Genomic DNA, 26,775 nt, shown 5'->3' on the forward strand with positions numbered 1-26,775 from the left:
TGCAATATCTTGATGTATTAAGTCGAAAACACCGCCACATTATGTGAATGGCGGTGTTTTTTCGGGAAATACTATACCCACAGGGCTATTGTAAAATAAGCTTTGGGCATACCTCAGTATATGATAGAAGGTAATAGAGATATTTTCTGAGGCGAATTATTTTGTAGAGTTGGCATGTGAAGATGTTTTGGATCTGATTACAGGGGGCTGATACTGATACAGGTCATTATAAGCTTCGAGTTCTTCGTCTGACATGGGGAGAGAGGGGATCAGACCTGTGCAGTCTCTGGCCGATGCTGCGTTTGACAGATAATCGTAATCATCAATAATCTTTTCATTTTCTTTATTGTTAAGCATAATTTTCACCTCACTGATAGTATCTGCAAAGCTGCAGATCATATGCTGGAAAAATTATGGTACGCTGTCTTAAAAAGGCAGACGAACTTTATGTATGGCTTATCCTTACCGAATCCAAGACCAAGGGCTTTCACGAGTCGGTTGTTTATGGTATACTATGAGGCGAAATGGAAAGAAAGAAGGATGATTATGAAATTTGAAGCTGATACACATGCACATACAATCGCGAGCGGACATGCCTATAGTACTATCCGGGAAATGGCAGCGGCTGGGGCGAAGAAAGGCTTAAAGGCCCTGGCTTTGACGGAACATGCACCAAAGATGCCTGGTACCTGCCAGATGTATTATTTTCAGAATCTGGATGTCGTACCGAGGGAGATGTGTGGAATCCAGATGCTTTTCGGTGCAGAGCTCAACATTATGGGACCGGATGGGACATTGGATCTGCCAGAGAAGGTCTGCAGGGATCTGGATATTGTCATCGCAAGTATCCATCCACCATGCTATGGATTCGAGCACACAGTAGAAGAGAATACCCAGGCATACATCGAGGTCATGAAGAAACCTTACGTCAATATCATCGGGCATCCAGATGACGGACGTTTTCCAGTGAATTACGAGGCGGTAGTGAAGGCTGCGAAGGAGACAGGGACACTTCTGGAACTAAATAATTCTTCCCTGCGCCCGCAGAGCTTTCGTCAGGGAACACGGGAAAATTCGATTGCCATTCTGGAATTATGTAAGAGGTATGAGGTGCCTGTCACAACCGGAAGCGATGCCCATGTAGATGTGGATGCAGGAAACTTTGGGAACATAGAGGAGATTCTTCAATACTGCAGTTTCCCAGAAGAATTAGTCGTGACTACAGATTTTGAAAAATTAAAACCATACCTGAACCTGTACCGGGCAAAATAGGGGAAGATAGGTGTTGGACAAAATCTGCATAAAAAGGTAGACTTTAAAAGTTTAGTGTGCTAAAATGTAACAGTAGTCATTTGACTGATAAAGGAGATCGGTAGTATGAGTAAGAAGATAAGAACAGAGGCGGTGGACTATCTGTTTAACGCCATATTAAGTCTGGAAAACAAAGAAGAGTGTTATACTTTTTTTGAGGATATCTGTACCATCAATGAATTATTATCACTCTCTCAGCGATTCGAGGTCGCTAAGATGTTAAGAGAACAGAAGACTTATCTAGAGATCGCTGAGAAGACCGGAGCTTCAACAGCAACCATCAGCCGTGTTAACCGCTCACTGAATTATGGAAATGACGGGTACGATATGGTATTTGAAAGATTAAACAGTAACGAAAAGAGAGACGCATAGGCCTCTCTCTTTTTTCTACTTATAAAAGAATTATTTCTTCGGTGGTTTCTTACCGGGTGCAGGCAGTTCATCGATGATTTTTTCAATCAGCAGTTTTTTCACGTATACATCAAAACTGAGACTGCAGATGAAAGAAAATAATTTGAGATAGTCTTTATCGTCTGTATCTACCTTCTCAAAAGAGGCTTCCGCCCTTGCATAAGCGGATTTGATTTCTTCCTGGAGCGGCTCGATCTGCGCCTTTTCCATTGCACAGATCTCTTCATAGAGCTGTGTCATCTCTAAGGCATCATCGGAATGAAAATACTTGTCCGTGATGGGCCGAAGCAGTGTCTCAATATCCTTGATCGAGAGGATATTCTTAAAATAGTAGATAAAGATCAGGACAAGGAGATGCTCCTGTGTATATTTCTTTTTTACGGGAGGAGGAAGAAGGTTATTCTTGGCATAATTGTTAATCATCGTCTTCGTTAGAATCTTATCCTCTTTGTAGCGCTTCGTAGAAGCAAGCTGTGCATCCATGAAGGTAGTCACCTGATCCATATATAAATCTATATTGGGAATATCGCCCGGATGAATATAATCAATGCGGGAGATGCTTTCTAAGATGCTGTTCAGCATATCATTCGTATCAATTGTCATAATATCACCTCAATATCCTTATTATATAGTATTCAAAACTAGATAGCAAGCGTTCTTTAAAAGAATAGGAAAATTCAGAAAAATCAAGTAATAGGCGAAATGCATTGATAAAACTTCTGACCAGGAAAAGAGCTGTTGACATGCAGTACATGCAACAGCTCGAAGGAGGGGGAAAATCTATCTATATAAATATAAGAAATTGTTGTATTTAGGCGAAGTCCAATGGCCGCAGATGCAGGCTGCAAGTGCAGCCATCGTCTTCTGTTTTTCATGTACTTATCATAGCAATGAATTGTGAATGTATTGTGACAAGATTTGGAAAAATTTATTAAGTAAGTGCAAAAAGTTTATAAAATAGATATTCTAAAAAATTTAGAAATCGGCAGTCTCTTGCCAAAACACGATGTGAGATGTAAAATAACGAACAGACATAAAAAATACGCATTGGAGTCTATGTTGAGGAGTGAGGTCATATGAGAAGAATGGAATTCACAATGGACCGGGAAGGGCTGGTCGAGATCGGACAGGAAGTAAATGTCATAGAGGGGAAGCTTCCGAGTTCATATTATTATACGATTGAACATGCAATTGCTATGAGCGGGAATTATCCGAACCGTGAGCGGCTGAAAAGTACGCACGGGACTGTGGTCGATATTCAGTCGAGCCTCATGGGAAAGAGTGTGATTTTAGAATTTGACGAGTAAGGTAAAAAGCATCCAGACTGCGCTGGATGCTTTTTATTATGTAGGAAGTTCTTCGAGCTTTCCTACATAATAAAAACCTTCAGAGGTTGCGCACTTCGCGCAAGAGGAAGATGGCCGTAAGCGGCCGCGCTACGGCGCGAGATTTCGGCCCGCCGAAATCTTTATTTCTTATTATATACGGTGTGCATACTGTTTTTTAGGGAATCCTGCCAGAACTCCTTCTTTTTTTCATACATTTCATAGAGCCACTCGATTGCAGAGTCCATGCCCTCGTCTGACATTGGAAAGGAGGTGTGCTCCTTATTCTCATCCGCTGTCTTATCAAAGGACCATGGCTCCGGGAAAACGGTCACGGTAAAGGTCTCTTTGCTTTCGTCGACCTGGAAATAATAACGCATACCACCGTGGCTGCCGGAGAAGGGCTCTCTTTTTAAACCACCTATGGGAATCAATTTCTTATCGATCATCTCAATCCTCCTTTTTCTGGACATTATCAGCCCAATAAGTATACCATGATTCTCTTGTCTGTAAAACATCTTTTAGGGGGAAAATATCTTCTATCTGCAAGTTCCAGGGGAATTATTTTGCATCATTGACGCGCCTGTTTAGATTGTACTATAATAAAAACAACAACAGTTTTTCTCATGTAAGAAGGTGAAAATATGGGCACTTTAAAAGAGGGTACAAATACTTCAGCGTTTGTTATAAATAAGGCGTATGAAATTGTGCATTATAATCAGACCATACAGGAAGATTACCCGGAGGTACGCAAAGGAGATTTGTGTTATCAAGCTCTGTGCGGAAGGGGGATGCCCTGTTCAAGGTGCCCGATCTTAGAGGGGCAGGGAAGAGCAGATAGTATCGTTTACAATGAAAAGATGGGAAAATGGATGGAAGTTATTGTATCCGATTTTGTACTGCCTGATGAGGGACCGTGCAGCATAGTGATTGCAAAAGATACAGGAGATGAGACACATCTTTATTCTGGAGCCAGACATCAGGGAAAGAATGAGAGGGACCATCTGACCAGTTTATATAAATCAGAATACTTTTTAAGACGTATTGAGGAGTTCTTAAAGGGAACAGGGGATGAAAAGTACTGTCTGACTGCAATTGATATAGAACATTTTAAGTTGTTCAATGAGTGGTATGGGCAGGAGGCAGGAGATTGTTTCCTTGCGAATATAGGAAGACAGCTGCATGCATTCGTCGAGGAGTCCGGGGGAATCGCAGGATATATGGGGTCAGATGATTTCTGTATTCTCCTGCATAATGAGGATCAGGTACTGGAACATTTCCAGAAACAGATGCTGTCATATGTAGGGCAGTACGGCGGGGAAGTAGGATTCCTTCCATCCTTTGGCATCTATGTCATTAAGGATAAAAGTATACCTGCCAGCATGATGTATGACAGAGCATCCATTGCAGTCGACTCGATCAAGGGCAATTATGCCAAGAGAGTTGCCTATTATGATTCTATGATGATGCAGCAGATGGAAGAAAATCATGTACTGCTTTCGGATGTACAAAGAGGTCTTGTAAAGGAAGAATTTGTGCTGTATCTTCAGCCGAAATGCAATATGGCTACGGGAAAAATAGTGGGAGCAGAAGCGCTGGTACGCTGGCAGCATCCTGAACGAGGGCTCATTATGCCGGGAGGCTTCGTACCGCTATTGGAGCGAAGCGGTTTTATTGCAAGATTGGACTGTTATCTGTGGGAACGGGTATGCAGATGCTTAAGGGGCTGGATTGATGCAGGACTAAGGCCAATGCCGATTTCGGTCAATGTATCGCGGGTAGATATTTATACGATTGATGTGGTCGAGCATATCAAGGCTCTGGCAATCGAGTATGAACTGCCCAGATATCTGCTTGAGGTCGAGATTACGGAGAGCGCGTATGCAGAGGACGACCAGTTGATCACCCAGGTCGCAGAAGCGTTGAGAGATGCCGGTTTTACGGTCCTGATGGATGATTTTGGAAGCGGATACTCTTCCTTGAATATTTTAAAGGATCTCAATGTGGATATCTTGAAGATTGACATGAAGTTTCTGGCTATGGACGAGCAGACAGCGGGAAAAGGCCTGGGAATCTTAGAGGCTATCACCGGTATGGCAAAACTGATTGGGATGCGGATGATCGCGGAGGGCGTAGAGACAGAGAAACAGGTAAAGCTGCTGTTGGATATGAATTGCGTGTATGGACAAGGCTTCTATTTTTATCGTCCAATGCCTGTGGAAGCCTATGAGGCGTTGATGGAAGATGAGGACAACTTCGATTTCAGAGGAATCAAAGCGAAAAAGACTAAGAATCTAAGCGTGAAGGAACTTCTGAGTGATGGTCTATTCAGTGAAGTCGTCATCCATAAGATTCTGGGTGGGATTGGATTTTACAAGATCTTTGAACAGAGAATAGAATTATTGCAGGTGAATGAGCAATACTACAAGGTGACTGGGACGAATCCGGTGGATCTGGAAGAGAAGCGTGCCTGGATTTTAGATGAGATATATGAGGAAGACAGGGAAGAGGCACAAGAGATTTTCCGAAGGGCCGACAGAGATATTTTAAATGGTGCGGAAGGTGATATTAGGCGTTATTGTCCTGACGGCAGTATTATTTGGGTGAATCTGCGAGTCTTTTTTATGAAAGAAAAGGACGGAGCAAAGTTCTACTATGGTGCGATCAGTAATGTAACGGAACAGATGGAGATGAGAAGAAAACGTTTGAATGAACAAAAAGTTTTGTCTTATCCGCAAGAATAGGGGGATTTTGGGCAAAAGGAAAGAGCCACAACGTGTGTGACTCAAAGGGGGAAAAAGTTTATGAAAAAGTGTTCTTATCTTTTGAACAATTATAGTATATAATTTAGTTGTGTAAAAATTGTGATTTATTTTTGAATGAATTGTTAACTTATCTGAAATAAATTGTGAAGAACCAAGGTGCATCATATATGTATTCCAGAAGTATGCCCGTCTGCCGTGTGATGGCGGACGGGCATCTATTATGAAAGAGGCAGGTACAGCATTATGAATCAAATGTGGAAGAGAATTCTTTTGGCGGCAGGAGTCCTGGGAGCACTGGACTGTCTTTTAGTGGGGGCTTTTTTTAATATGGCAGCAGGAAGAAACTGTATCTTTTTCAAGAAGAAGAAAGAGAAGAAGAGCAAAAATAAGCGGAGAAGGACAAGAAGTAATCAGGCACCACAGGAAAAGTCAGGACATGAATTATGGGAGGAGCAGGTAAAAGAGGAGCGCACAAAAGGGGTCGAATGGATGCAGAGAATGCCTTATGAGAACGTGCAGATAAGAAGCGAAGAGGGGCTTCTACTTGCAGGCTCCTATCTGGAGGCGGAGGATGCAAGGCGGATCGTCGTGCTGTTCCATGGCTGGCGCGGCTCCTGGCAGCATGATTTTGGGGCCTGTTTACGCTGGCTGTATGAGGAAGGGACCAGCCTTCTTATTGTAGAGCAGCGCTCACAAGGACAGAGCGAAGGAAAATACATGGGATTCGGTATTCTGGAGAGACGGGATTGCCATGCATGGTTGAAATGGCTGGCAAAGCGAAACGGCAGTGGTCTGCCTGTGTATCTGTATGGGGTGTCCATGGGGGCGGCGACCGTTTTGATGGCGGCTTCTGACAAGCTGCCGGGAGATGTGAAGGGCGTGATTGCAGACTGCGGCTTTACATCACCCTATGAGATGGTCTATCGTTTCGGTCATTCGAAATTTAAGCTGAATGAGCATCCGATCATGGACCAGTTGAATTGGGTATTTAGGAAAAAAGCAGGATATGATTTAAAGGAGTACAGTGCCCTGGAAGCAATGGAGCACTGCCTTGTGCCGGTCTTGTTTATCCATGGGAAAGCAGATACCTTTGTACCATATGAAATGAGTGTGCAAAATTATGAGGCGTGCACGGCAAAAAAGAAGCTTCTGCTCGTAGAGGGGGCAGAACATTGTATGAGTTATTTGAAGGGGAAAGAGCAGTATCAACAGGCCGTCCGGGAATTTTTCCGGGAGGCAGAAGCATAGAACAATATCAAGAGAAGGAGCAATTTAAATGACGGATGAAAAGACAACAATGGCAGAGGTAAAACAATTTATTCAGGATTTTTCAGATGCAAGAGGCTGGAAGAAGGGTCAGAATGCAAAGGACCTGGTCATGGCGCTGAGCGTGGAGGCGGCGGAACTTTCTGAAATTTTCATGTGGCTGCATTCGGATGAGGCAGACAGCGTGAAGGAGGATGAGAGAGAATTTGAGCATCTGAAAGAGGAAATTGCGGATGTATTCTGGTATCTCTGCCGTGTATGTGAACATTTTGAGATAGACCTTACTAGGGCCGTAGAGGAGAAAGCAGTTAAGAATGCAAAGAAATATCCGGCGAATCAAGAGTAAAGGCGAATCAAGAATAAAGTAGAAGGAATTATCGGCATCAGTTCTATTTACAGCAGGCAGATAGTCTGATATAATATAGAACATCAGTTCGAGGCGTCGCGTTTGTCTAAATAGCATGGAGGAGAAGGAGAGATATGGAATTACAAGACTTGGTCATACATACGGAAATATTGCCCAGGAGAGAAGCACAGTATGCTCCTTTTCCAGCAGAACTGCATGAAGAGATCAGAGCCTGTCTGCAACACAGCGGGATCGGGCAGTTATATTCCCACCAGGCAGAGATGTTTGAGGCTGCACAGCAAAAGGAGAATGTTGTAATTACGACCTCTACAGCCAGCGGAAAGACCTTAAGCTTTCTGCTGCCTGTGCTTCAGGCCGTTTTGGAGGACCCTCTGACCAGAGCCATCTTCATCTATCCTACGAAGGCACTTGCCGCTGATCAATTTCGTGCGCTTAAGCCGTGGCTTGAATATTTCGGGGAGGAACGTGTATCTGCCGGAGTCTATGATGGTGATACGATGCCTGCCGAGAGGAGCAGAATCAGGAAAAGTGCGAATATCATCCTGACCAATCCCGAGATGGTAAATGGTGCCTTCCTCCCAAATCACAGCAGCTATGGCTTTGATTTCATATTTACCAATTTAAAATATGTAGTCATTGATGAGCTTCACAGTTACCGAGGGGCATTCGGATCTCATTTGGCAAATATTTTCCGAAGACTGGACCGGATCTGCAGATATTATCAAGCTTCCCCGCAGTTTTTGTGCAGCTCCGCTACCATTGCAAATCCAGTCGAGCTGGCCCAGAATATCTGCGGGGGTGCGTTTACACTGATATCTGATGACGGGTCACCTTCGCCCGAGAAGCGATATCAGATTATACAGCCACCTGTAATGAAGGGAACCAATGATAAGGAATATGGACGTTATTCCCCTACTTCTGTGGCCGCAGAGCTGCTTCCTAAGCTCGTGGAGGAGAAGCACCATTTTATTGCGTTCGGGAAATCCAGGAGGAATGTGGAGGTTCTTCTAAAGGAGTCACGGGATAAACTGGATTCGGCCGGATTTTTGTCCCAGGGGGATTCCAGGAGAATTGCGGGATACCGGGGCGGCTATACCCCGTTGGAACGAAAAGAGATCGAACATAAGATGATCACCGGAGAATTGCTCGGTCTGGTATCTACCAATGCCCTGGAATTGGGGATTGACATCGGAAGTCTTGATACTACAGTGATCGTCGGATATCCGGGGACAAGGGCCTCCTTCTGGCAGCAGACTGGGAGGGCAGGAAGAGGCCAAAAGGCCTGTGTGAATTATTTGATTCTGGAGAACCAGCCCTTTGATCAGTATATTGCCATTGATTCTGATTGGCTGTTTTCCAGGGAGAGTGAGAATGCGATTGTGGACCGTGACAACCTGCTGATCCAGCTTTCTCATATCCGGGCTGCCGCAGCAGAGATGCCGCTGACCATGGATGATATCGCGTTGTTCCCGGCATTAGGGGAAGTGATTCCCGTTCTTTTAAAAGCAGAAGAGGTGAAGAGCCTGGGAGGGAAGTTCGCCTGGTCCGGTCCGGCGTTCCCGGCAGGGGATTACAGTCTGAGGAATATGGATCAAACGAGGTTCAAGCTGATTCTGGAGCAGGATGGCAGAGAGATTACGGAGATGGATGAGACTCAGGCCTACCACGAACTATATCCGGGGGCAGTCTACATGCATGAGGGCGTATCTTATGAAGTATTGAGTCTGGATCTGAAAAGCAGGACTGCCAGATGTATTCCTTTCGATGGAAATTACTATACGGTTCCGGTGGGGACAGATAACACCCGGATACTGCAGGTCTTTCAGGAGGAACCTTATGAGCGTACGTACATCCGGTTCGGAGATATCAACGTGAATGAATTCGTTTCTATGTTTAAGAAGCTGCAGTTCCATAACCATCAGAATCTTGGCTATGTAAATCTGCCGCTCCCGCTTCAAAAGGACTATGATACAGAGAGTACATGGCTGTTGATTCCTGAGAATGTGGTGCGCGCTTATCGAAGGCTGCTTTTGAGAAGCCAGTCTGGTGAATTCGTGAGGAATAATCACTTTGAGGGAATCGCCAATGCTGTGAAGAATGCGGCGATGATGGTCACCATGGCGGCCCGTGATGATATTGATGTGATCATTTCCAATAATGCCCTGATACCGGATGGGGGTGAGGAGGAGGCCGTCTCCTTGTTCATTTATGATAAATATGTAGGCGGGCTTGGATATTCGGAGAAAATCTATGATCTGGTGCCGAAGATTCTCGAAAATGCAATCCGCATGGTGGAAAACTGTCCCTGCGGGGACGGCTGTCCGGCCTGTGTCGGTGATTATACACTGGACAAGAAGCTGGTACTCTGGGGACTTCAAAACCTGCTCAAAGAGTCAGAAGCGCCAAAGTCTGTGAAGATCATGGAAGAGATACAGAAGCCTTCCGTTCAGAAACGTTTTTCCTTTTTTACGCTATCTCAGGATTGGGAAGCATTCTGCGAGGCAGTGGAAAAGAATGGGGAGACAGGCAGTGTATTTTTGAAAACAGTGAAGAAAGTGGAGATCAAGAGTCACACCCTTGTCCTGACAGTGGACAATTCTTTCTATGAAAAATGGATCATGGAGCCGGAGAATCTGAAAAGTATCGAAAACATCCTGCGTTATCATGCAGTCTGTCCCAGGGATATGAGGATAGAAGCGGCGTCTCAGGTCGATGAGGCTCAAAAGGAGAAGACTGCGGCAAGGCTTCGAAGACGGTACGAGGATGTACGATAAGGAAACGGCAGGAGATTGAGATATGAACTATGAAGAACAATGGAACCGTTTAAATGAATACCAAAAAGCGGCAGTGCTGGATGAAAGTCCGGCCTGTATAGTCAATGCAAATGTGGGCAGTGGGAAGACGACGGTGTTGATTGCCAAGATTCTTTATTTACATATGAAAAAACAGGTCTCTATCCGGGATATGGCAGTTCTGACCTTTACCAATAAAGCGGCGGGTGAGATCAAAGAACGACTGCTTGCAATCGAACCGAAGCTGACAGAGGAGGATCTGGCCGGCTTTGGAACGTTTCATAGTGTGGCAATGAATTATTTAAGGACCAGGCTGGATGTGGAAAGCATGGGTTGGACGAAGCAGTTCTTGATTATCGAGCCGGACGAGGAGGCAGAGCTTGCACTGCGGCTTTCGAAGGAACAAAACTGGAAGATCAAATATAAGAACCGGCTGAAGAAGCGGCTGGAACAGGAATATACAGCATTTAGGCAGGGAAAGACCAAGAGCCGGTATCAAGATGATATGTTTCTACTGTTTGAGGCTCTGCAGGAGGAGAAGAAACGGCAGAACAAGATGTCCTTCTCGGACCTCATCGAGGTCTGTACGAAGTTGTTGAACAGGGAAGACGAACAGAAGGAATCTACGTGTGCAGATGACAGTCTGCCAAAGAATGGAGAGACGGATTATGGACACCGATCTGAAAAGCCTGAATGGATCATCGTAGACGAGGTTCAGGACAGTGATAAACAGCAGATGGAGTTTCTCACCGCATTAAAAGGAGAACATACCAGGCTGTTTGCCGTAGGCGATCCGAACCAGTTGATTTACAGTTGGAGAGGCAGTGTGGAGACGATGTTCTATTCTTTGAAGCATCAGTTCGATGCAAAGGAGCTGTCCCTTCCTGTGAACTATCGTTCCAGCAGGACGATTCTGGAGGCTGCAGGACGGTTCCTCCAATATGGAAATACAGTAGCAGGAAGCAGAGAGGAAGGAATGCCGATCAAGGTACAGAACCACTATGATGCTTTTCAGGAGGCCCAGTATCTGGCCCAGAAGATCAAAGAACTTCACTTAGGCGGCATGGAGTACGGAGAGATTGCTATTTTCTATCGACTGCAGAGTCAGTCGGAGATTCTGGAAAAGGTATTTGAAAGGGAAGGAGTTCCTTATACGGTCTCCCTGAAAAAGACGCTGCGAGAGATTCCCGTGCTGGACTGGTTTGTGAAGGTACTTACTTTTGCTTGTAACCAGAAGGACCGCTATGCGGCAGAAGCGGTCCTGTCCCATCCATTTTATGGAGAAGGGATGGAGAAAAAGAGGTTAAAGAGTTTTCTTGCAGAGCCCAAAGAGGGGGAGGTAGATCTTTATGATCGGATGAAGGGATTCCAGGAAGCCTTTTCTTCGGAGACGGGAAAGGATGGGATGGAGATCTACAGTTATTTTTCTCTGGATGCTTCTCTGCATCCGAATGCGGCATCCTATGAGGAAGACCGGAAATTAGTCCTGGATCTCTGTAAGAGATTGGTTATTTACAGTCAGGAGGATCAAAAAAGTCTTGCCAAGGGGACCGCGCAGTTTCTTCGTTCCTCGGCCTTGTATGGAATCCAGATCTTAAAGGAAGAGGAGAACCCGGGGAAGGATCAGGTCAGACTGATGAGCCTCCATGCCTCAAAAGGGCTGGAATTTACAGTGGTTTTCATCATCGGGGTCAATGATGGGCTGATTCCTCTTACCGGACGCAGCTTTGAACAGGAAGAGGAAGAACGCAGGCTCTTCTTTGTCGGAATGACAAGAGCCAGAGAACAGTTGGAATTATCCTATTATACGAATCCGGGACAGCCGCGCGTCAACGGCGGACCGGGAAGATATCTGAACATGCTGCCTAAGCATCTGCTGGATTGGGAGGGGAGTCAGGCCCCGGAAGAAAAAATGGCGAATCTTAAACAGCTTAGAAAAGCGGTCCGCAGAGAGCAGGAGAAGAGTGGATACGCGCAAAGTAAGGCAGAAGCTGCGACAGAGAGCGTTGCAGCAGAGAAAATCGCGCCTGCCATAGCAGGGGAAGAACTTACAGTCAGAAAGGTAAGACATCCGAAATATGGAATCGGTATCCTGGTCGATGAAAATGAGATGACAGCCGAGGTAGAGTTTGAAGGCTACGGAAGAAAAGAATTTTTAAAGGCCTTTGGTGAGATTGAGATGTTACAAAGGAAAATCAGAGAGAAAAAGTGCCGTACACAGATTTTCATACTGTGGCGGCACTTTTTCTACTAATGGAGTGGTATGACACTGATTCGAATTATTCCAGTACGACCTCTTCTGGAAGAGGTGCTGCTTCTGGTTTAGTATAACGCTTTTTGAAAACAGCAGAGCCGACAAATCCTGCCAGGCTTCCGCCAGCTACAGCCAGGCCAAGTGCAATCAGCACATTGACAGGCGGATTGAAGGCGAACGGGGCTAACAGTCCTGGAATGGGGGATGCTGTGCCCGGAGCATTATTGATAATGCCGAGTGCTGCAGCTCCCATACCGGCAAGCCCGCCCCCGAAAAAGTTGGAACAGTAGATCGGAATCGGATGGGACGTAATAATGTCAGCCTGGGTCAACGGCTCCAACATGACTGCAATCACATTGCTTTTATCTCCAAGCTTGAGACGGCTGAAGATCAGTCCATTTGTAAAAGAACCGCCCACGCATGCAATCGCAGCAATTCCCATTGCAAGTCCATTTAGTCCCAGCATGGCAGTCAGTGCCATGGAGCTTAGTGGAGAGGTACAGATCATCTTCATGATTCCGCCCAGCAAGAGTCCCATTACAAGCGGAGACTGTTCTGCAGCAGCGGATATGGTCTGTCCAATACGCACAAGAGTAGAGTTTACGACTGGATCCACAAGCAGGGCAATCATGCGGGCTGCAGGTGCGATGAGCAGTGCTCCGACGATCATGTTCAGTCCTTCCGGTAGTTTTCTTTCAATGACAGGTCCAATCAGTCCGATGACATATCCAGCAATAAAACCAGGCAGGATTCCATATCCACCGACGGCAACGCCTGCAACAACAGCAAAGACCGGGTTTGCCCCCATACTGATCGGTACTGTGATGGCAGCGGCGACCCCGCCGAGACTTCCAGATGTGCTTCCTAAATCCTGAAAGAATTTAACGTTCAGCAGATCTCCGGTAATGTAACGGTGGACTGCTTCCACCAGAAATGTGGCAATCGCGGCGTTCGCCATGCCAGACATTGCAGCCTGCCCTTTGGGCATTTTGAGGCTGAAGAGGGAAAATCCCGCAAGTGTCAGTAACAAAAGTCCAATTCCAGAAATGATTGTCAGCATGTGATCCTCCTTATTTTCCATAAACATGAATGAGTAATTGACTAAAAATTAACAATTGGGTTTCGGAAAATTACAGAAAGTAACAGAAGTTTTTGGAAAATCTACGGATACTACAAAAACGCCCATCTGTTATTATGCAAAATATATAACAGACGGGCGATTTTTAGGATTCAGTACAAGCAAGAACAAGGGCATTTAAAAAGCTTTTGATTTTAACGTTACCATGCCGGGTACTTTTGCCGCGGATAAAATCCATCTCGCGGCGTACCTGTTCAAAATTATAAAGTGTGTTCGCATAGGTGGTGAAAGTGTCGTTGGAGTAATCCTCCAATCCCAGGTTAGCGAGATTTACCATCCCCATGCTGGCAGTTCTGCGGATACGCTGTTCCATTGATTTTGGGTTGTCACTGAATTTGCTGCAGAGTTCTCCGAGCGTGGCATCACTTAACCGTGTCTGATGCTCCGTCAGATAGTCCACAAGCTGTATAATATCCCGGCTGCCCCGTTCCCCGGAAATCCCGAGCTTCTGCAAAATACTCCGAAGCCGGAGGATGTGCGTTTTGGAGGCATTTCCATCTGAAGAACGGATAGAAGAAATAGAAGCATGGCCGGAATAGCCGCCCGTCACAGGCGGTATTCCCGTATTTGCTGACGCATCACTCTGATTTATGAAAATGTTCTGGACCTTTCGAAGCGTACGGCGGTCGATCAGGGACTGTTCGACCTTTTTTACTACCTTTTCCACTTCTACACTGTTGATGGGTTTTTGAATGTAGAATTCTATGCCGCTTTCATAGGCACCGGCAATCATATCCTTTGAAGCGACCTGGGATAACATGATAAATACGGTATCCGGCCAGAGGGCACGGGCCTTTTTTACAAAGGTGATGCCGTCCATCTCCGGCATGAGAAGGTCTGCGATCACAATGTCCGGCTTTGCATAAGGCATATCCTCCAAGGCATCTGCGCCATTGGCAGCAATGCCGCAGAGTGTACCTAAGTTCCGGTCACGGATGATCATTTTTAAAATGGTCTGCACATTACGGTCATCGTCTACGATATAAAGTCTCATGATCTATCTTGCTCCTTTCAGTTGCGATTTTGGTATTTGAATAGAAAAGACAGTCTCACCGGGGTGGGAAGATACAGAAATCTGTCCGTTCCATTGATTTTTTATGATATCCTGCACAAGATTCAGTCCGAGACCGCGGTTGATTTCTCCGGTATCATAGTTGATCTTAGTGGAGAAACCAGGCTGGAAGATATCCTCTAAGTCTTCCTTCAAAATACCGGGGCCGTCATCGGTCACTGTGAACAGCCAGTGAGAATCATCGAGGCGCTGTGTGATCCTTACATGGACTATTTCATGTTCAGCGGCCTCCATAGCATTGGTGATCAGGTTACGGAAAATGGACATCAGGAAATAATGATCCTCTGTGTACAGGTCTTCTTCCAATGACAGATCAAGACAAAGGGTACGTCCGCCTGGTGTGGGGGCCGTATTCAGGCTGTTTTCCAAGACTGTGAAAATATCTTTTAGATGCATGCCCTCGTCGTCGAGATTCAGATCAAGAGCCTCGGAAAGTCCGCGCAGGATCAGAAGATACTCTTTTTTGATTTCGTGGATATCCTTTGCTACGGAAAGTGCCTGGCGGGATAATTCGCTGTCCGGCCGTTCCTTTTGCATCTCCTGGTAGAGATGATAGGAGGTATTCATGGTATCCTCGATCAGACGCGTATTTTTCTTCATCCACAGGACCTCTCCATTGAGCTTAGAAATCAATAGGAGCAGACGCTGGTAACGCTGGGCATGTTCACGGCGTAACAGGCTGAATTTGTAATAGCGCAGCACCAGATAGATACACCAAATAGAAGCGGTACGCAATACCGCCACCAAAAGGATGCTCAACTGATGTTTCCAGGTAAACGCTCCTGCCCCTAAACGCAGTGCAAGTTCTACCAGGTTCGCTGCATAATCAAAGAAAAAGAATACTGGAATATGAAAATCACCCCAGTCATAATTGTGCTTTAAGCAATATAGGAAGAATAGAACTCCGTAAGTAAGATAAAAGACCATCTCTGGGAAATTATCCACAGCAGAGCTCCCGATTGTCCCTTGACGAAACCAGTCCACAGCGATCCGGGAGGCGTAGACTCCGGCTGCTGAAAACAAGGTGACAGGAATGACAGGATATTTTCCGGCCAGCAGCAGTAGAACAGAGAACATGATAATCCCAGTAGAAATCTTGAAGTTGCTGATGAAAAGATTCATGTTGACCTGTGCTGCCAACACGATGATGAGTCCATACATCACGACCGGAGGCTGATGTTTTTCCCGCATTGCTTGCGCTCCTTTCTATTGAAATCAGTAGTTTCTTCTAACATAAATTTACAATATGTTACCATTTTAGCATGAAAGAAAAGGGGGGACAAGACTCAGATAAAGGATCCTTATAGAGCATCCTGTAACGCATGCCCTATGAGAATAGATATTTAGAAAAGACCTAAAAATTTTTTAGATTTTCACAAAAAACCTAAAAAAAAAAAAGGATAATCGTTGACTTTGCACAAATCAGGTGGTATACTCAAGAGGCTAGGGATAGCTATATGGTTTGCTGTTTTTGAGTCAAACAGCGCCATCGTGCTATCCTTTTTTATTGCCTCAAAATAAGCTGGAAGGTGGCAGATCGATAAAACAAGTAGACTCAATCATAGGTCAATAATCATGGAAAGGGGGAAGAAAGTTTTGTGTTTTATTTATAGAGGCAGTACAAGATAAATGCTTGAACGCAGAAAGCAGTCCGTGTTCATATTAGAAATGGAGTGCGAATTTCTGCTATAAAACTTTTGAAAATTAGGGGGACTCATCATGAGACAGACAAATCAGGAAGCGCTGTTTGATTTTTACGGGAAACCAGGTTTTAACCAGGTCTTTCCATTGGCGCTGCAGCATGTGGTGGCTGCAATCGTAGGAATCGTTACACCGGCAATTATCGTTTCAGGAGCAGCAGGGTTGGACAATGCGGATAAAGTGTTTTTGATCCAAGCGGCTTTGGTCATTTCAGGACTGGCTACTTTGCTGCAGCTTTTTCCACTTGGAAAGAAAGACGGATTTAAGGTAGGGGCAGCGCTGCCGGTGATTATGGGTGTTAGTTTTGCTTATGTACCAAGCATGCAGGCAATTGCAGGAGACGAGAGCGGCTTAGGAATACCGATGATTCTAGGAGCGCAGATCGTAGGAGGTGTCGTTGCGGTCATCGTTGGCTTTAGTATTAAAAAGATTCGAAAATTATTCCCGCCATTGATTGCAGGTACAGTTGTTTTTACAATCGGACTTTCCCTGTATCCTACAGCGGTGAACTACATGGCCGGAGGGGCAGGCAAACCACTTGCAAAGGAAGTAGGTAAGCTCGGGTTTGGTTCATGGCAGAACTGGACTGTTGCTCTTTTGACTCTGGTTGTTGTAACTGGATTGAACCATTTTGCAAAGGGAATATTTAAGCTGGCATCTATTTTGATCGGAGTGCTGGTAGGATATGCAGCGGCATTGTGCATGGGATTGGTAGATTTCAGTGGAATCGCAGCAGCAGGATATTTCCAATTACCTACCCCTCTTCATTTTGGCGTGGTATTTGAACCTTCCTCCTGTATTGCAATCGGACTTCTGTTCGCAATCAATTCTATCCAGGCAATCGGCGACTTTTCTGCGACAACAACTGGTTCTATGGACCGGATGCCGGAGGATAAGGAGCTGCAGGGCGGAATCGTCGGATATGGTATTTCGAATATCATAGGTGCGCTTTTAGGCGGTCTGCCGACAGCTACATACAGCCAGAATGTCGGAATCGTCGTGACGACAAAGGTAATCAGCCGCGTGGTTCTTGGCTTAGCAGCCCTGATGCTTTTGATCGCAGGAGTGATTCCAAAATTTTCTGCAATTTTGACTACCATACCTCAGTGTGTGCTGGGCGGTGCTACAATCAGCGTATTTGCATCTATTGCAATGACCGGAATTAAGCTGATCATGACAGAAGAGATGAATTACAGAAATACTTCAATTGTAGGTCTTTCTGTAGCATTGGGAATGGGAGTCACCCAGGCAGCCAATGCACTTGCATCTTTCCCAGACTGGATGACAACTATTTTTGGAAAATCTCCAGTAGTAGTTGCGACCTGCGTAGCAATCCTCTTAAATCTGATACTGCCAAAGACCAAGGATGAGAAAACAGAAAGTAAGTGATACATGCGAATTCCTTCCAAAACGAAAAGCTTTTATCAGTTATTTGAAAATATTTCATATATTTTATTGTAAAACATTGAATTATCTGATAAATTAAGACTATAGTTGAAGGATAACCGATATGCTGACGTTCACTGACAAGAGGTCGGGTCGCACATTTACTTTGAAGAAAGAGGTACTTTGTTGAAAGCAGCGAGCATGGTCCGAAGCAATGGATGCATCTCATATTGGAGAGAGATTCCTAAAACGGTCTGGGAGGAGGCACAGTTTATGGAACTGGAAGTTGCAATCATTAAAACAAAGGAAGAATTGACTGCATTGAGACCATTTTATGTGGAGAATGCGCTATGGGGAACAGAGAAATTTCCAAAAACATATGGTTATCTCGGATTTGTTCCTGAAGATGGGTTTTATTTAAAAATGATATGTGAGGAATCAAATCCGCTTCGTACATACACGAATGCGAATGACCCTGTCTATAAGGACAGTGCGATGGAGGCGTTCTTGATGTTCGAACCGCCGTCCGGCAGAGGCGCCAAGGAGAATTATCTGTCCCTTGAGGCCAATGCCAACGGTGCACTCTTAGCTGCGTATGGAGAGATGAGGACATACCGTACATATCTGACCGGAGATGAGCATCGGGCATTTGAATGCAAAGCACAGATAGAAGAAAACCAGTGGAGCATTGATCTTCGGATTCCAATCTGGATTCTGGAGAAAATATATGGACCGCTGGATTTAGGAGAGGGCAGCTATTTTACCTGTAACTTCTATAAAATATCAGAGACGGCTGAGATTGAACATTATGCATCTTACTCACCAATACTCACAAGCATACCAAGCTTCCACCTACCCGAATTTTTTGCAGAGGCAGAGATCGTAAATATTGCGCGGTAGAGGATGAGATTAGAAAAGGGACGCTTTTGAAAACCCGGGGGAGAAGACTGGACAAAAATCCAGACTTCTCCCCCGGGTTTTTGAAATCTATGCGCCAGAGTTGACAGTAGGATGGATTTCAGCTCCATGCATCGAAGATGCATTTAAAATGGACTGAAATCGTAACTGTGCGCAGGGTACCTGTGAACAGTTGCCCTCGATTCCTTATGTCTTACCATGAAGGAACAAGATGGTTTATTAATCATAATTTGTTTGGTATAATAGAGTACCGGCAGAGATTGTTGAATTACGGGAGGGGGCGGTTTATATGGAGCTGCTTACATTATATTTAGTAGATGATGAACCGATTATTTTGAAGGGACTATTGGAGACATACGACTGGGAGCGGATGGGGTTCGAGGTAATTGGATGGGCACGTGATGGGGAAGAAGCGCTTTTGGAGATTCCTGTGAAGGAACCGGATGTGGTACTGACGGATGTGCGGATGAAAAAGATGGACGGGCTTGCGCTGATCGAGAAGGTGAAAGAGCTGGATATGAAGACGAACTTTGTTGTGATCAGTGCTTACCGGGATTTTGAGTATGCCCAGAAGGCATGTCAGAACGGCGCGCTGTCTTATCTGGTAAAGCCCATCGATGAGGATGAGCTGGAGCGTACCATGTCTGAGATCTATGAGATGTGTACGGAGAAGAAGTTCAAGGAAAAGAACTATTCACTTTGGGAAAAGGTGCTTCTGGAGGATAAAGATAATTTCCTGAATCAGATGGTAGGAAAATATCTGGATGATGCCATGGAGGTACAGGAACTGGAGGAGTTTTTTATAAGTCTGTCCAGGGAGAAGGAGCTTCGGCATTCTTTTGCAGTCATCACGGCAGGAATCGATATTGCGCAGCGTGTCGTGAACCAGAAGGAATTTGATATGAAACAGTATGTGCTGGACACGAGCCTCTATAAGAAAATCAAGGAGAAATATCAGGTCTGGACTAAAAAGACCCAGGAGGGAGCGACCTGCTATATTGTGGATCTAGGGGAAAACGGCAGAATAGAGCATTTGAAGATTATCCTGACGGATCTTAGGACGGAACTAAAAGGGGATATGATTTCCACGCTTTCTAACAGTGAGAAGGGACTGGAAGGAATTAAGGAAGCATATGTGCAGTCCCTGCATCTGTTCGAGGTGGCAGCAGAGGCTGGAGCCGGACTTCTTTCTATGGAAGGAAAGGCACCGTTAAAGACGAAGAATCAGTATTCTTTGGATGTGGAGACGCAGATATTAGGTGCGCTTCGGAAAAATGACGTTGAGCAGATGAAGCGGGCTTATGAGAAGTTCGTCTATATTCTGCCGGAGGAAGAAAATGCGGTGCGCGTGTACCTGCGAAGGCTTGCCGTCCGGGTAGAATTTTCTATGGAGGATTCTTATGGACTGAGTGAAGAGATGAAACAAAGCTTTCGCAATTTTTATGATGCAGTGGATACGGTAATGCCGCCAAAAGGGGTCAATATTCTATATCAGCTCTTTCTACATATCATTGAACTACGAAGCAGCATGGAGGAAAGTACTACGGAGCAGTATTTTCAGGATTATATCCCGGTGGCACTGGAATATATCCGGGTGAATCTGCAGGATGAGAACCTGTCCATAGGAAGTGTGTCAGAGCATGTTTACCTGAATCCGGTCTATTTTGGGCGGATCTTTAAGAATGTGATGAAGATGTCCTTTAAGCGTTACGTCCAAAATATGCGGATGGAAAAGGCGAAGGAGATGATTCTGGAGGATAAGGAGAGCATTGCGAATATCTGTGTGCAGGTGGGAATTCCCAATCCTTCTTATTTTTCACAGGTGTTCAAGCAGTATACGGGAATTCTTCCCAGTGAATATAAAAGGAGCCTGGAAACATGAAATCTGGCAGGTATAGGAAATACTTCTTCGGAATCAAGAAGAAGGCAGTCTTTACGATTTCATTGATATTCGGGATTATCTTTTTCCTGACTTATCTGGGAATTGATAAAGTCGTGAAGGAAAATACAAGAGAGTTCTTGACAGAGCAGTATTCTTATCTGAATGATAAAGTATTGGGATCGTTCGGCGGTCTTTATGAGGAGTTGAATTCTCTGACCGCGGATTTTATTACCAATGATTACGTGCAGAAGACGCTGACGAATCAGCAAATTACTGCGGCGGACAAGGAAATGCTTGAAAAGACGTTATCTTATTATAATAAGAGCTTTCTGGACTCCTATCTGGTCATCGATAATAAGGGAAATCTTTATTCACAGAGGGATGTCAGCCTGGATATGGAGAAATTCAGGCGAAGCACGATCTATAAAAGTCTGGGGGAGGATTATTCGAAGACGAAGATTCTATGGACCAGGGATGTGATTTTCGGGACGAATAAGATGAGCTTTTTTGCGGTGCGCTATATCCATGAGATGAATTCTGTGCATGATGCTGGTGTCTTGATCCTAAAGCTCAATGAGCAGGTGATGGGGGCGGTACAAGAAAGCGCCGTGGATGAAGAACTGGCATATTTTATCGTGAATCCAAATCAGGAGGTCTGTTTTAAAAAGCTGCCCGAGAGCATGGGGGAGAACTGGCAGCAGGAGTTGGAGCAGGTGTTTCCGAAGGCGGATGGGGAATATGATACCGAGGCAGAAATGCAGCAGGAGGGGCAAAAGAAGGATCATATCTTGCTTTCCAATAACCTGAAACATGGTATCCTCAGCGGAAAGACGGATGAGAAGACACAGTTCACGGTCATTACCTATGCACCGGGAAGCATCACGAACCAGATTATCCGTGAGATTCAGCTTGTGATGGGGCTGATCTTTGGATTTATGTACATATTAACAGTTCTGGGAGTCGCAGCATTCACGGATAAGCTGACCAGACCGATCCAGTACTTAAGTTCTACAATGCGGGCGTTTGACGATAGTAAGCTGGAGGAAAAGGTCGCGCTGGATACGAACACAGAACTGGATTTTATCGGGCAGGCTTACAATAAGATGACTGTAAAGGTCAAAAGCCTGATGAACGACGTGATGCATAAGGAAAAGGAATTAAAGGATAGTGAAATGCAGACCATGCTCTATCAGATTCGGCCGCATTTTCTGTATAATACATTGGATACGATCTATATGCTGGCGAGGATTCAGAAGGAAGAGACTATCATGAAGATGACGCAGTCTCTGTCTAAATTCCTGCGGATCAACTTGAGCAACGGCAGAGAGAGTATTGCGGTCAGCCAGGAACTGGAGCATGTGAGCTCTTATCTGGAAATCCAGAAGATCAGGAATGCAGACCTCTTTCAGTATGAGATTGAGGCAGAGCAGGGGATAGAGCAGCTCTATGTGACAAAGATGATTCTCCAGCCAATTGTGGAAAATTGTATTAAGCATGGGTTCCGGGATATTTATTCCGATGGGAGAATCTGGATCAGGGCGTACCAGGAAGAGGGGTATCTCTGCTTTACTGTAAAAAATAATGGAACTGTGATTGGACAGGAGGCGCTGGTTCAATTGAACCGGATGGAGAAGGTGTCCATGGAAGAGATGGATCAGTTGATTCAGAAACGGCAGGGCGGCTTCGGAATCTGCAATGTGGTGAAAAGACTGCGCCTGCGTTATAATCATCAGATTCGATTCTATTATGAAGCGGAAGCAGACGGCACCCTGTGTGTGATTAAAATTAAATTGGAAGAGTTGGAAAATGAATTTGTGCCGACAGGAGATAGCATAAATGAGGAAAGATAGGAAATGCCGGGGCAGAAAGAGGGGCTTTTGCCTTTTGTGTATGATTCTGGCAATGATATACCTGTTATCAGGATGCAGCAAATCATCAGAGACTAAGACGTCTAAAAAGGAAGAAGTCACATCTATTCCAGTGACATTCCTGATTAATCCAGCAACGAATCTGAGTGAGAATCAGGAACTGGTGGAAGGCTTTAACGCTCGGTATCAGGGAATATATGAGGCAGAGGTGGAGTGGCTCACGGAGAGTGCGAGCGGCTACCGGGAAAAACTAAAGCAGTGGAATGTGCTGGATGAAATGCCGGTCATTATCACAGATGCCGGGTTTGATTACGATTTTTACCGGCTTCTTGTGGAAAATAAGCGTCTGGTAGATCTAAAGCCATATATGGAAGCGATTCCAGAGTGGAAGGCCTCAATCAAGCCAGAGATACAAAAAGAATGTACAGAGGAGTCCGGTGAAATCTACCTGGCCCCATTAGGGAGCGAAATCAAATCCTATGCGGGAATAATTTACAACAAGGAGCTTTTAAGGCTGGCAGGATATGAGACCTTCCCGGAAACCTGGGAGGAGTTCTGGAAGTGTCTGGACGCACTGAAAGCGCTTGGGGTCACTCCGATCTCCCTGCATGGTTCCGGCAGCTATTGGGTGCCCATGCTGTTTGCGACCAGTTATATTTATGGGACTAGGGATGGAAAGACATTTCTGGATGAGGATTTTCCAGACAGCTATCAGAATCCAGAGATGGAGGGGATGCTTGCCATGCTGGACAGGATGTATGGATATACCTTTGAGGATGCTGTGGAAATAGATTATGATGAGGCAGCAGAACGATTTTGTGACGGAAAAGCTGCAATTTTTGCTAATGGATATTGGATGATAGAGGAATTACCGGAAAATGTGAAGGAAAAGTTGCAATTCGCTCCATTCCCTGGAAATATCCTGATGAATTCTCCACGCATGAGTGCATGGGCGATGACTGCCGGATACGATGCAAAGGTCACCGACGGGGCCGCAAAACTTCTGGCATTCCGGGTACAGCAGGACCAAGAGAATACACAAAGATTGATGAACCAGGAAGATCTAAGCTCGGTGGAAGATACCTATATCAGTGCTGTGAAGAAGAATAAAATGGTGATGCCTAATTACCAGATGAAGTGGGAGCAGGAGATTCAGAATGATTTCTTTACGGAAAACCTGCCCGGTTATTTGGAAGGGGACGTGGATGCTAAAACGCTTTTAAAACGGATGGATGAAAGGCTGACAGAAATCAGGGCAAAGAAGTAAGGGGGCAGAGCTTTTTTAAATCACTATTTGTGGAGACATAATTCATAGCGCAGACCTTCTTTTTTGCGTGACAGGAGGGCAGTTTTATATTATAATCACTTAGGTGAGAAGAGCAAGTTTGATGCAGAACAGACGGGAGATACATATGAGCATTTATGATACTTTGAATGAACAGCAGAGGGAGGCGGTGTTCCATACGGACGGGCCTCTTTTGATACTGGCAGGGGCAGGCTCAGGCAAAACAAGAGTGCTGACCCACAGAATCGCATATCTGATAGAAGAAAAGGGGGTAAATCCCTGGAATATCCTGGCGATTACATTTACCAATAAGGCGGCAGGAGAGATGAGGGAGCGTGTGGATAATCTGGTCGGATTCGGCTCAGAGAGCATCTGGGTGAGTACCTTCCATTCTACCTGTGTCCGTATTTTGAGAAGGCACATCGACAGACTGGGGTACGATAATAATTTTACCATCTATGATGCTGACGATCAGAAAACGCTGATGAAGGACGTCTGCAGGCTGATCGATATTGATACAAAGGTGTACAAGGAGCGGAATTTGCTCAGTGCAATTTCCTCGGCGAAGGACGAACTGATCACGCCCGCCGAGTATGAGCTGAATGCGGCAGGGGATTATGGAAAACAGAAGATTGCGAAGGTCTACCTGGAATATGAGAAGCAGCTTAGGGCAAACAATGCGCTGGATTTTGATGATCTGCTCGTGAAGACGGTGCAGCTTCTGCAGACGCAGCCGGATGTGCTGGAATATTATCAGGAACGTTTCCGCTATATTATGGTAGACGAGTACCAGGATACGAATACGGTACAGTTCAAGTTCGTAAGCCTTCTGGCAGGAAAGTATAAGAACCTGTGTGTGGTCGGTGATGACGACCAGTCCATCTACAAGTTCCGCGGGGCCAATATCAAGAATATCCTGAACTTTGAACAGGAATTTCATGATGCAAAGGTCATCAAGCTGGAACAGAATTACCGTTCCACGAGCAATATCTTAAATGCGGCAAATGCCGTGATCAGCAATAATGTGGGCCGCAAGGATAAGTCCCTGTGGACGGACAATGGCGAGGGAGAAAAGATTCAGTTCCGCCAGTTTGATACTGCGTATGATGAGGCTGATTTTATTGCGGAGGATATCCGCAAGCACGTTAAGGATGGGGCAGCATATAATGAACATGCGATCCTGTATCGGACCAATGCACAGTCACGTCTGTTCGAGGAACGGTTTGTGGCTGGCAATATTCCATATAAGATCGTGGGCGGCATCAATTTCTATGCACGTCGTGAAATCAAGGATCTGCTGGCTTATTTAAAGACCATTGATAATGGCAAAGACGATTTGGCAGTGCGCCGCATTATTAATGTTCCGAAACGAGGAATCGGTCTGACTACGATCAACCGGGTACAGGAATCCGCGCTGGAGAGAGAGATCGGTTTTTACGAAGCTCTCCAAGGGCTGGACTTGATTCCGAATATCGGCAGAAGTGCTGGAAAACTGGATTCATTCGTGGCTTTGATGGAATATTTTAAGGGATTTGCTGCGAAGGAGACACTCTCTGATTTGATGAAAGAGATCATTGAGAAGACTGGTTATGTGGAAAACCTAGAGGCAGAGGATAAGGAAGATGCCCAGTCCAGAATCGAGAATATCGAAGAACTGCAGAGTAAGATCGCGGCTTATGAGGAATCCTGTGCAGATATGGATGAGAAGCCGACTCTAAGTGGATTTTTGGAAGAAGTGGCCCTGGTGGCAGATATCGACAGCCTGGATGAAGAGCAGGATTATGTGATTTTGATGACTCTGCACAGTGCAAAGGGACTGGAATTCCCGCATGTCTATCTGGCAGGTATGGAGGATGGGCTATTCCCGAGTTATATGACCATTACCTCCGATGATAATGAAGATCTGGAGGAGGAACGCCGTCTCTGCTACGTGGGAATTACACGTGCCGAAAAGGATCTGACCGTAAGTTGTGCCAGAAGGCGTATGATCCGTGGGGAGACACAGTATAATAAAATGTCCCGTTTCTTAAAAGAGATTCCGACAGAACTAATGGAAACCGGAGCTGCTTTTGAAGAAGAGGTGGAGATGCCGACCCAGAATGCTTATTTCCAGGCGAAGCAGGTGTTCAAGCAGAAAGCATTTTCTACGGGAAAGACAGCAAAACAGTTTACCGTGACTAAGGAAAAGGGACTGGATTATACTATTGGGGACAGAGTGAAGCATATGAAGTTCGGAGAAGGGCTCGTGACCGATATTACAGAGGGCGGCCGTGACTATGAGGTGACCGTACAGTTTGATACTGCAGGGGTGAAAAAAATGTTTGCATCCTTTGCGCGGCTCCAGAAAGTATAATATGAGAGGTTTTAATGTTACTGTTTGCAGTCTCAAATACATGCGCAGAAGTCGCCAACAAAGCGGACTGTCACTGTGACGCAGCGTAAATTTATGTTTATATCGGTGAAGTGACTGGTTCCAGTCGGATAGAAACCAGCAGCGTTTTAACAAATTAAAAAATAAATTTGGCATAAATGAGTAGTAATATGAAAATGATAGTGATATAATAATCAAAAATGAACCTGTTTTGACAAGATGGGGAAAGGACGTGGATAATATGAGCAAAGTAGAGGAATTAATCGCTGAGACAAAACTGAATGAATTACTGCGTAAGAAGGAAGACGAAAAGCAGAAAAATACAGTACTCTGGGTTCTGGCAATCGTTGGGGCAGTTGCAGCAGTAGCTGGTATTGCATATGCAGTATACCGTTTCTTCACACCAGATTACCTGGAAGATTTTGAAGAAGATTTCGATGATGATTTTGATGATTATTTCAGCGAGGAAGATCAGGTATAGACAACCGCATGAAAGAAACGAATAATGGACAGGATGTGGAAGCTTGCGCACCCTGTCTATTTTTGTGATATAGAAAACTTTTTCACTATACTACAAAAAGCCCTCTGGTGGGTTTCGCTTGTGGAATCCTTTGCTCTTGTAAGAGGAATTAGTGGAAAAAGATTAGAATTGGCAGCAGATGC

Annotated in this window: 21 protein-coding genes; 15 read left to right on the forward strand and 6 right to left on the reverse strand. The window is 45.1% G+C overall.

Annotated features, from left to right (window positions below):
- Positions 1-156 precede the first annotated feature (156 nt).
- Positions 157-357, reverse strand: a complete 201-nt coding sequence (locus HGO97_RS13705; RefSeq protein WP_216242728.1) for a hypothetical protein — start codon at positions 355-357, stop codon at positions 157-159.
- A 189-nt stretch (positions 358-546) separates the two neighbouring features.
- Between HGO97_RS13705 and HGO97_RS13710 the strand changes: the two genes are divergently transcribed.
- Together HGO97_RS13710 and HGO97_RS13715 are read left to right on the forward strand one after the other, a co-directional pair.
- Positions 547-1,272 (forward strand): phosphatase, encoded by a 726-nt coding sequence (locus tag HGO97_RS13710; protein ID WP_216242730.1) that lies wholly within the window; start codon positions 547-549, stop codon positions 1,270-1,272.
- A 105-nt stretch (positions 1,273-1,377) separates the two neighbouring features.
- Positions 1,378-1,683, forward strand: coding sequence for a YerC/YecD family TrpR-related protein (locus HGO97_RS13715; RefSeq protein WP_216242732.1), 306 nt, complete (start codon positions 1,378-1,380; stop codon positions 1,681-1,683).
- A gap of 30 nt (positions 1,684-1,713) precedes the next feature.
- Here the strand turns inward: HGO97_RS13715 and HGO97_RS13720 are convergent, their stop codons facing one another.
- Positions 1,714-2,325 (reverse strand): DUF1836 domain-containing protein, encoded by a 612-nt coding sequence (locus HGO97_RS13720; protein ID WP_216242734.1) that lies wholly within the window; start codon positions 2,323-2,325, stop codon positions 1,714-1,716.
- A gap of 473 nt (positions 2,326-2,798) precedes the next feature.
- On the opposite strand from HGO97_RS13720, the gene HGO97_RS13725 reads away from it, so the two are divergent.
- A complete protein-coding gene (locus HGO97_RS13725) occupies positions 2,799-3,029 on the forward strand; it encodes a hypothetical protein (protein WP_216242735.1) in 231 nt (76 codons plus the stop codon).
- 161 nt (positions 3,030-3,190) lie between these two features.
- Here HGO97_RS13725 and HGO97_RS13730 read toward each other — a convergent pair whose 3' ends face one another.
- Positions 3,191-3,496 (reverse strand): hypothetical protein, encoded by a 306-nt coding sequence (locus tag HGO97_RS13730; RefSeq protein ID WP_216242738.1) that lies wholly within the window; start codon positions 3,494-3,496, stop codon positions 3,191-3,193.
- Between the two features lie 195 nt (positions 3,497-3,691).
- Between HGO97_RS13730 and HGO97_RS13735 the strand changes: the two genes are divergently transcribed.
- The 5 genes from HGO97_RS13735 (at position 3,692) to HGO97_RS13755 (ending at position 12,491) form a co-directional block, all read left to right on the forward strand.
- Positions 3,692-5,791 carry an EAL domain-containing protein gene (locus HGO97_RS13735; RefSeq protein ID WP_216242740.1) on the forward strand — a complete coding sequence of 700 codons (2,100 nt, stop codon included), beginning with the start codon at positions 3,692-3,694 and terminating at the stop codon, positions 5,789-5,791.
- A gap of 264 nt (positions 5,792-6,055) precedes the next feature.
- Entirely contained in the window at positions 6,056-7,060 is a 1,005-nt protein-coding gene (locus tag HGO97_RS13740; RefSeq protein ID WP_216242744.1) for an alpha/beta hydrolase, read from the forward strand.
- A gap of 28 nt (positions 7,061-7,088) precedes the next feature.
- Positions 7,089-7,424, forward strand: a complete 336-nt coding sequence (locus tag HGO97_RS13745) for a nucleotide pyrophosphohydrolase (protein ID WP_216242746.1) — start codon at positions 7,089-7,091, stop codon at positions 7,422-7,424.
- A gap of 134 nt (positions 7,425-7,558) precedes the next feature.
- Positions 7,559-10,219 (forward strand): DEAD/DEAH box helicase, encoded by a 2,661-nt coding sequence (locus HGO97_RS13750; RefSeq protein WP_216242748.1) that lies wholly within the window; start codon positions 7,559-7,561, stop codon positions 10,217-10,219.
- A 22-nt stretch (positions 10,220-10,241) separates the two neighbouring features.
- Positions 10,242-12,491 (forward strand): ATP-dependent helicase, encoded by a 2,250-nt coding sequence (locus HGO97_RS13755; RefSeq protein ID WP_216242750.1) that lies wholly within the window; start codon positions 10,242-10,244, stop codon positions 12,489-12,491.
- 25 nt (positions 12,492-12,516) lie between these two features.
- Here HGO97_RS13755 and HGO97_RS13760 read toward each other — a convergent pair whose 3' ends face one another.
- The 3 genes from HGO97_RS13760 to HGO97_RS23795 form a co-directional block, all read right to left on the reverse strand.
- Positions 12,517-13,548: a PTS sugar transporter subunit IIC gene (locus HGO97_RS13760; RefSeq protein WP_246597454.1), complete on the reverse strand. Its 1,032-nt coding sequence runs from the start codon at positions 13,546-13,548 to the stop codon at positions 12,517-12,519.
- 166 nt (positions 13,549-13,714) lie between these two features.
- Positions 13,715-14,623: a response regulator gene (locus HGO97_RS13765; RefSeq protein WP_216242755.1), complete on the reverse strand. Its 909-nt coding sequence runs from the start codon at positions 14,621-14,623 to the stop codon at positions 13,715-13,717.
- A 3-nt stretch (positions 14,624-14,626) separates the two neighbouring features.
- A complete protein-coding gene (locus HGO97_RS23795) occupies positions 14,627-15,892 on the reverse strand; it encodes a sensor histidine kinase (RefSeq protein ID WP_246597448.1) in 1,266 nt (421 codons plus the stop codon).
- A 528-nt stretch (positions 15,893-16,420) separates the two neighbouring features.
- On the opposite strand from HGO97_RS23795, the gene HGO97_RS13775 reads away from it, so the two are divergent.
- The 7 genes from HGO97_RS13775 (at position 16,421) to HGO97_RS13805 (ending at position 26,593) form a co-directional block, all read left to right on the forward strand.
- Complete coding sequence (locus tag HGO97_RS13775; RefSeq protein ID WP_216242757.1) at positions 16,421-17,791, forward strand: uracil-xanthine permease family protein; 1,371 nt, start codon at positions 16,421-16,423, stop codon at positions 17,789-17,791.
- A gap of 270 nt (positions 17,792-18,061) precedes the next feature.
- Entirely contained in the window at positions 18,062-18,688 is a 627-nt protein-coding gene (locus tag HGO97_RS13780; RefSeq protein WP_168866749.1) for a carbohydrate-binding family 9-like protein, read from the forward strand.
- Positions 18,689-18,995: 307 nt separating this feature from the next.
- Positions 18,996-20,588, forward strand: coding sequence for a response regulator (locus tag HGO97_RS13785; RefSeq protein ID WP_216242759.1), 1,593 nt, complete (start codon positions 18,996-18,998; stop codon positions 20,586-20,588).
- On the forward strand, positions 20,585-22,438 hold the full coding sequence (locus HGO97_RS13790; protein WP_216242761.1) for a sensor histidine kinase: 1,854 nt from the start codon (positions 20,585-20,587) through the stop codon (positions 22,436-22,438). Before HGO97_RS13785 ends, HGO97_RS13790 begins: the two co-directional genes overlap by 4 nt.
- The gene (locus tag HGO97_RS13795; RefSeq protein WP_216242763.1) at positions 22,425-23,723 is read left to right on the forward strand and encodes an ABC transporter substrate-binding protein; all 1,299 of its coding nucleotides are present in this window, start codon (positions 22,425-22,427) and stop codon (positions 23,721-23,723) included. The genes HGO97_RS13790 and HGO97_RS13795 overlap by 14 nt, the downstream gene beginning before the upstream one ends.
- A gap of 145 nt (positions 23,724-23,868) precedes the next feature.
- The gene (pcrA, locus tag HGO97_RS13800; RefSeq protein WP_216242765.1) at positions 23,869-26,094 is read left to right on the forward strand and encodes a DNA helicase PcrA; all 2,226 of its coding nucleotides are present in this window, start codon (positions 23,869-23,871) and stop codon (positions 26,092-26,094) included.
- A gap of 259 nt (positions 26,095-26,353) precedes the next feature.
- A complete protein-coding gene (locus HGO97_RS13805; RefSeq protein ID WP_216242767.1) occupies positions 26,354-26,593 on the forward strand; it encodes a hypothetical protein in 240 nt (79 codons plus the stop codon).
- Positions 26,594-26,775: the final 182 nt, after the last annotated feature.

The sequence above is a fragment of the Faecalicatena faecalis genome (genome assembly GCF_012524165.2).
Lineage (GTDB): Bacteria > Bacillota > Clostridia > Lachnospirales > Lachnospiraceae > Faecalicatena_A > Faecalicatena_A faecalis.

Coding starts and splice junctions, on each gene's coding strand:
- HGO97_RS13705 (WP_216242728.1), bottom strand. CDS start 357: ATGCTTAACAATAAAGAAAATGAAAAGATTATTGATGATTACGATTAT.
- HGO97_RS13710 (WP_216242730.1), top strand. CDS start 547: ATGAAATTTGAAGCTGATACACATGCACATACAATCGCGAGCGGACAT.
- HGO97_RS13715 (WP_216242732.1), top strand. CDS start 1,378: ATGAGTAAGAAGATAAGAACAGAGGCGGTGGACTATCTGTTTAACGCC.
- HGO97_RS13720 (WP_216242734.1), bottom strand. CDS start 2,325: ATGACAATTGATACGAATGATATGCTGAACAGCATCTTAGAAAGCATC.
- HGO97_RS13725 (WP_216242735.1), top strand. CDS start 2,799: ATGAGAAGAATGGAATTCACAATGGACCGGGAAGGGCTGGTCGAGATC.
- HGO97_RS13730 (WP_216242738.1), bottom strand. CDS start 3,496: ATGATCGATAAGAAATTGATTCCCATAGGTGGTTTAAAAAGAGAGCCC.
- HGO97_RS13735 (WP_216242740.1), top strand. CDS start 3,692: ATGGGCACTTTAAAAGAGGGTACAAATACTTCAGCGTTTGTTATAAAT.
- HGO97_RS13740 (WP_216242744.1), top strand. CDS start 6,056: ATGAATCAAATGTGGAAGAGAATTCTTTTGGCGGCAGGAGTCCTGGGA.
- HGO97_RS13745 (WP_216242746.1), top strand. CDS start 7,089: ATGACGGATGAAAAGACAACAATGGCAGAGGTAAAACAATTTATTCAG.
- HGO97_RS13750 (WP_216242748.1), top strand. CDS start 7,559: ATGGAATTACAAGACTTGGTCATACATACGGAAATATTGCCCAGGAGA.
- HGO97_RS13755 (WP_216242750.1), top strand. CDS start 10,242: ATGAACTATGAAGAACAATGGAACCGTTTAAATGAATACCAAAAAGCG.
- HGO97_RS13765 (WP_216242755.1), bottom strand. CDS start 14,623: ATGAGACTTTATATCGTAGACGATGACCGTAATGTGCAGACCATTTTA.
- HGO97_RS23795 (WP_246597448.1), bottom strand. CDS start 15,892: ATGCGGGAAAAACATCAGCCTCCGGTCGTGATGTATGGACTCATCATC.
- HGO97_RS13775 (WP_216242757.1), top strand. CDS start 16,421: ATGAGACAGACAAATCAGGAAGCGCTGTTTGATTTTTACGGGAAACCA.
- HGO97_RS13780 (WP_168866749.1), top strand. CDS start 18,062: ATGGAACTGGAAGTTGCAATCATTAAAACAAAGGAAGAATTGACTGCA.
- HGO97_RS13785 (WP_216242759.1), top strand. CDS start 18,996: ATGGAGCTGCTTACATTATATTTAGTAGATGATGAACCGATTATTTTG.
- HGO97_RS13790 (WP_216242761.1), top strand. CDS start 20,585: ATGAAATCTGGCAGGTATAGGAAATACTTCTTCGGAATCAAGAAGAAG.
- HGO97_RS13795 (WP_216242763.1), top strand. CDS start 22,425: ATGAGGAAAGATAGGAAATGCCGGGGCAGAAAGAGGGGCTTTTGCCTT.
- pcrA (WP_216242765.1), top strand. CDS start 23,869: ATGAGCATTTATGATACTTTGAATGAACAGCAGAGGGAGGCGGTGTTC.
- HGO97_RS13805 (WP_216242767.1), top strand. CDS start 26,354: ATGAGCAAAGTAGAGGAATTAATCGCTGAGACAAAACTGAATGAATTA.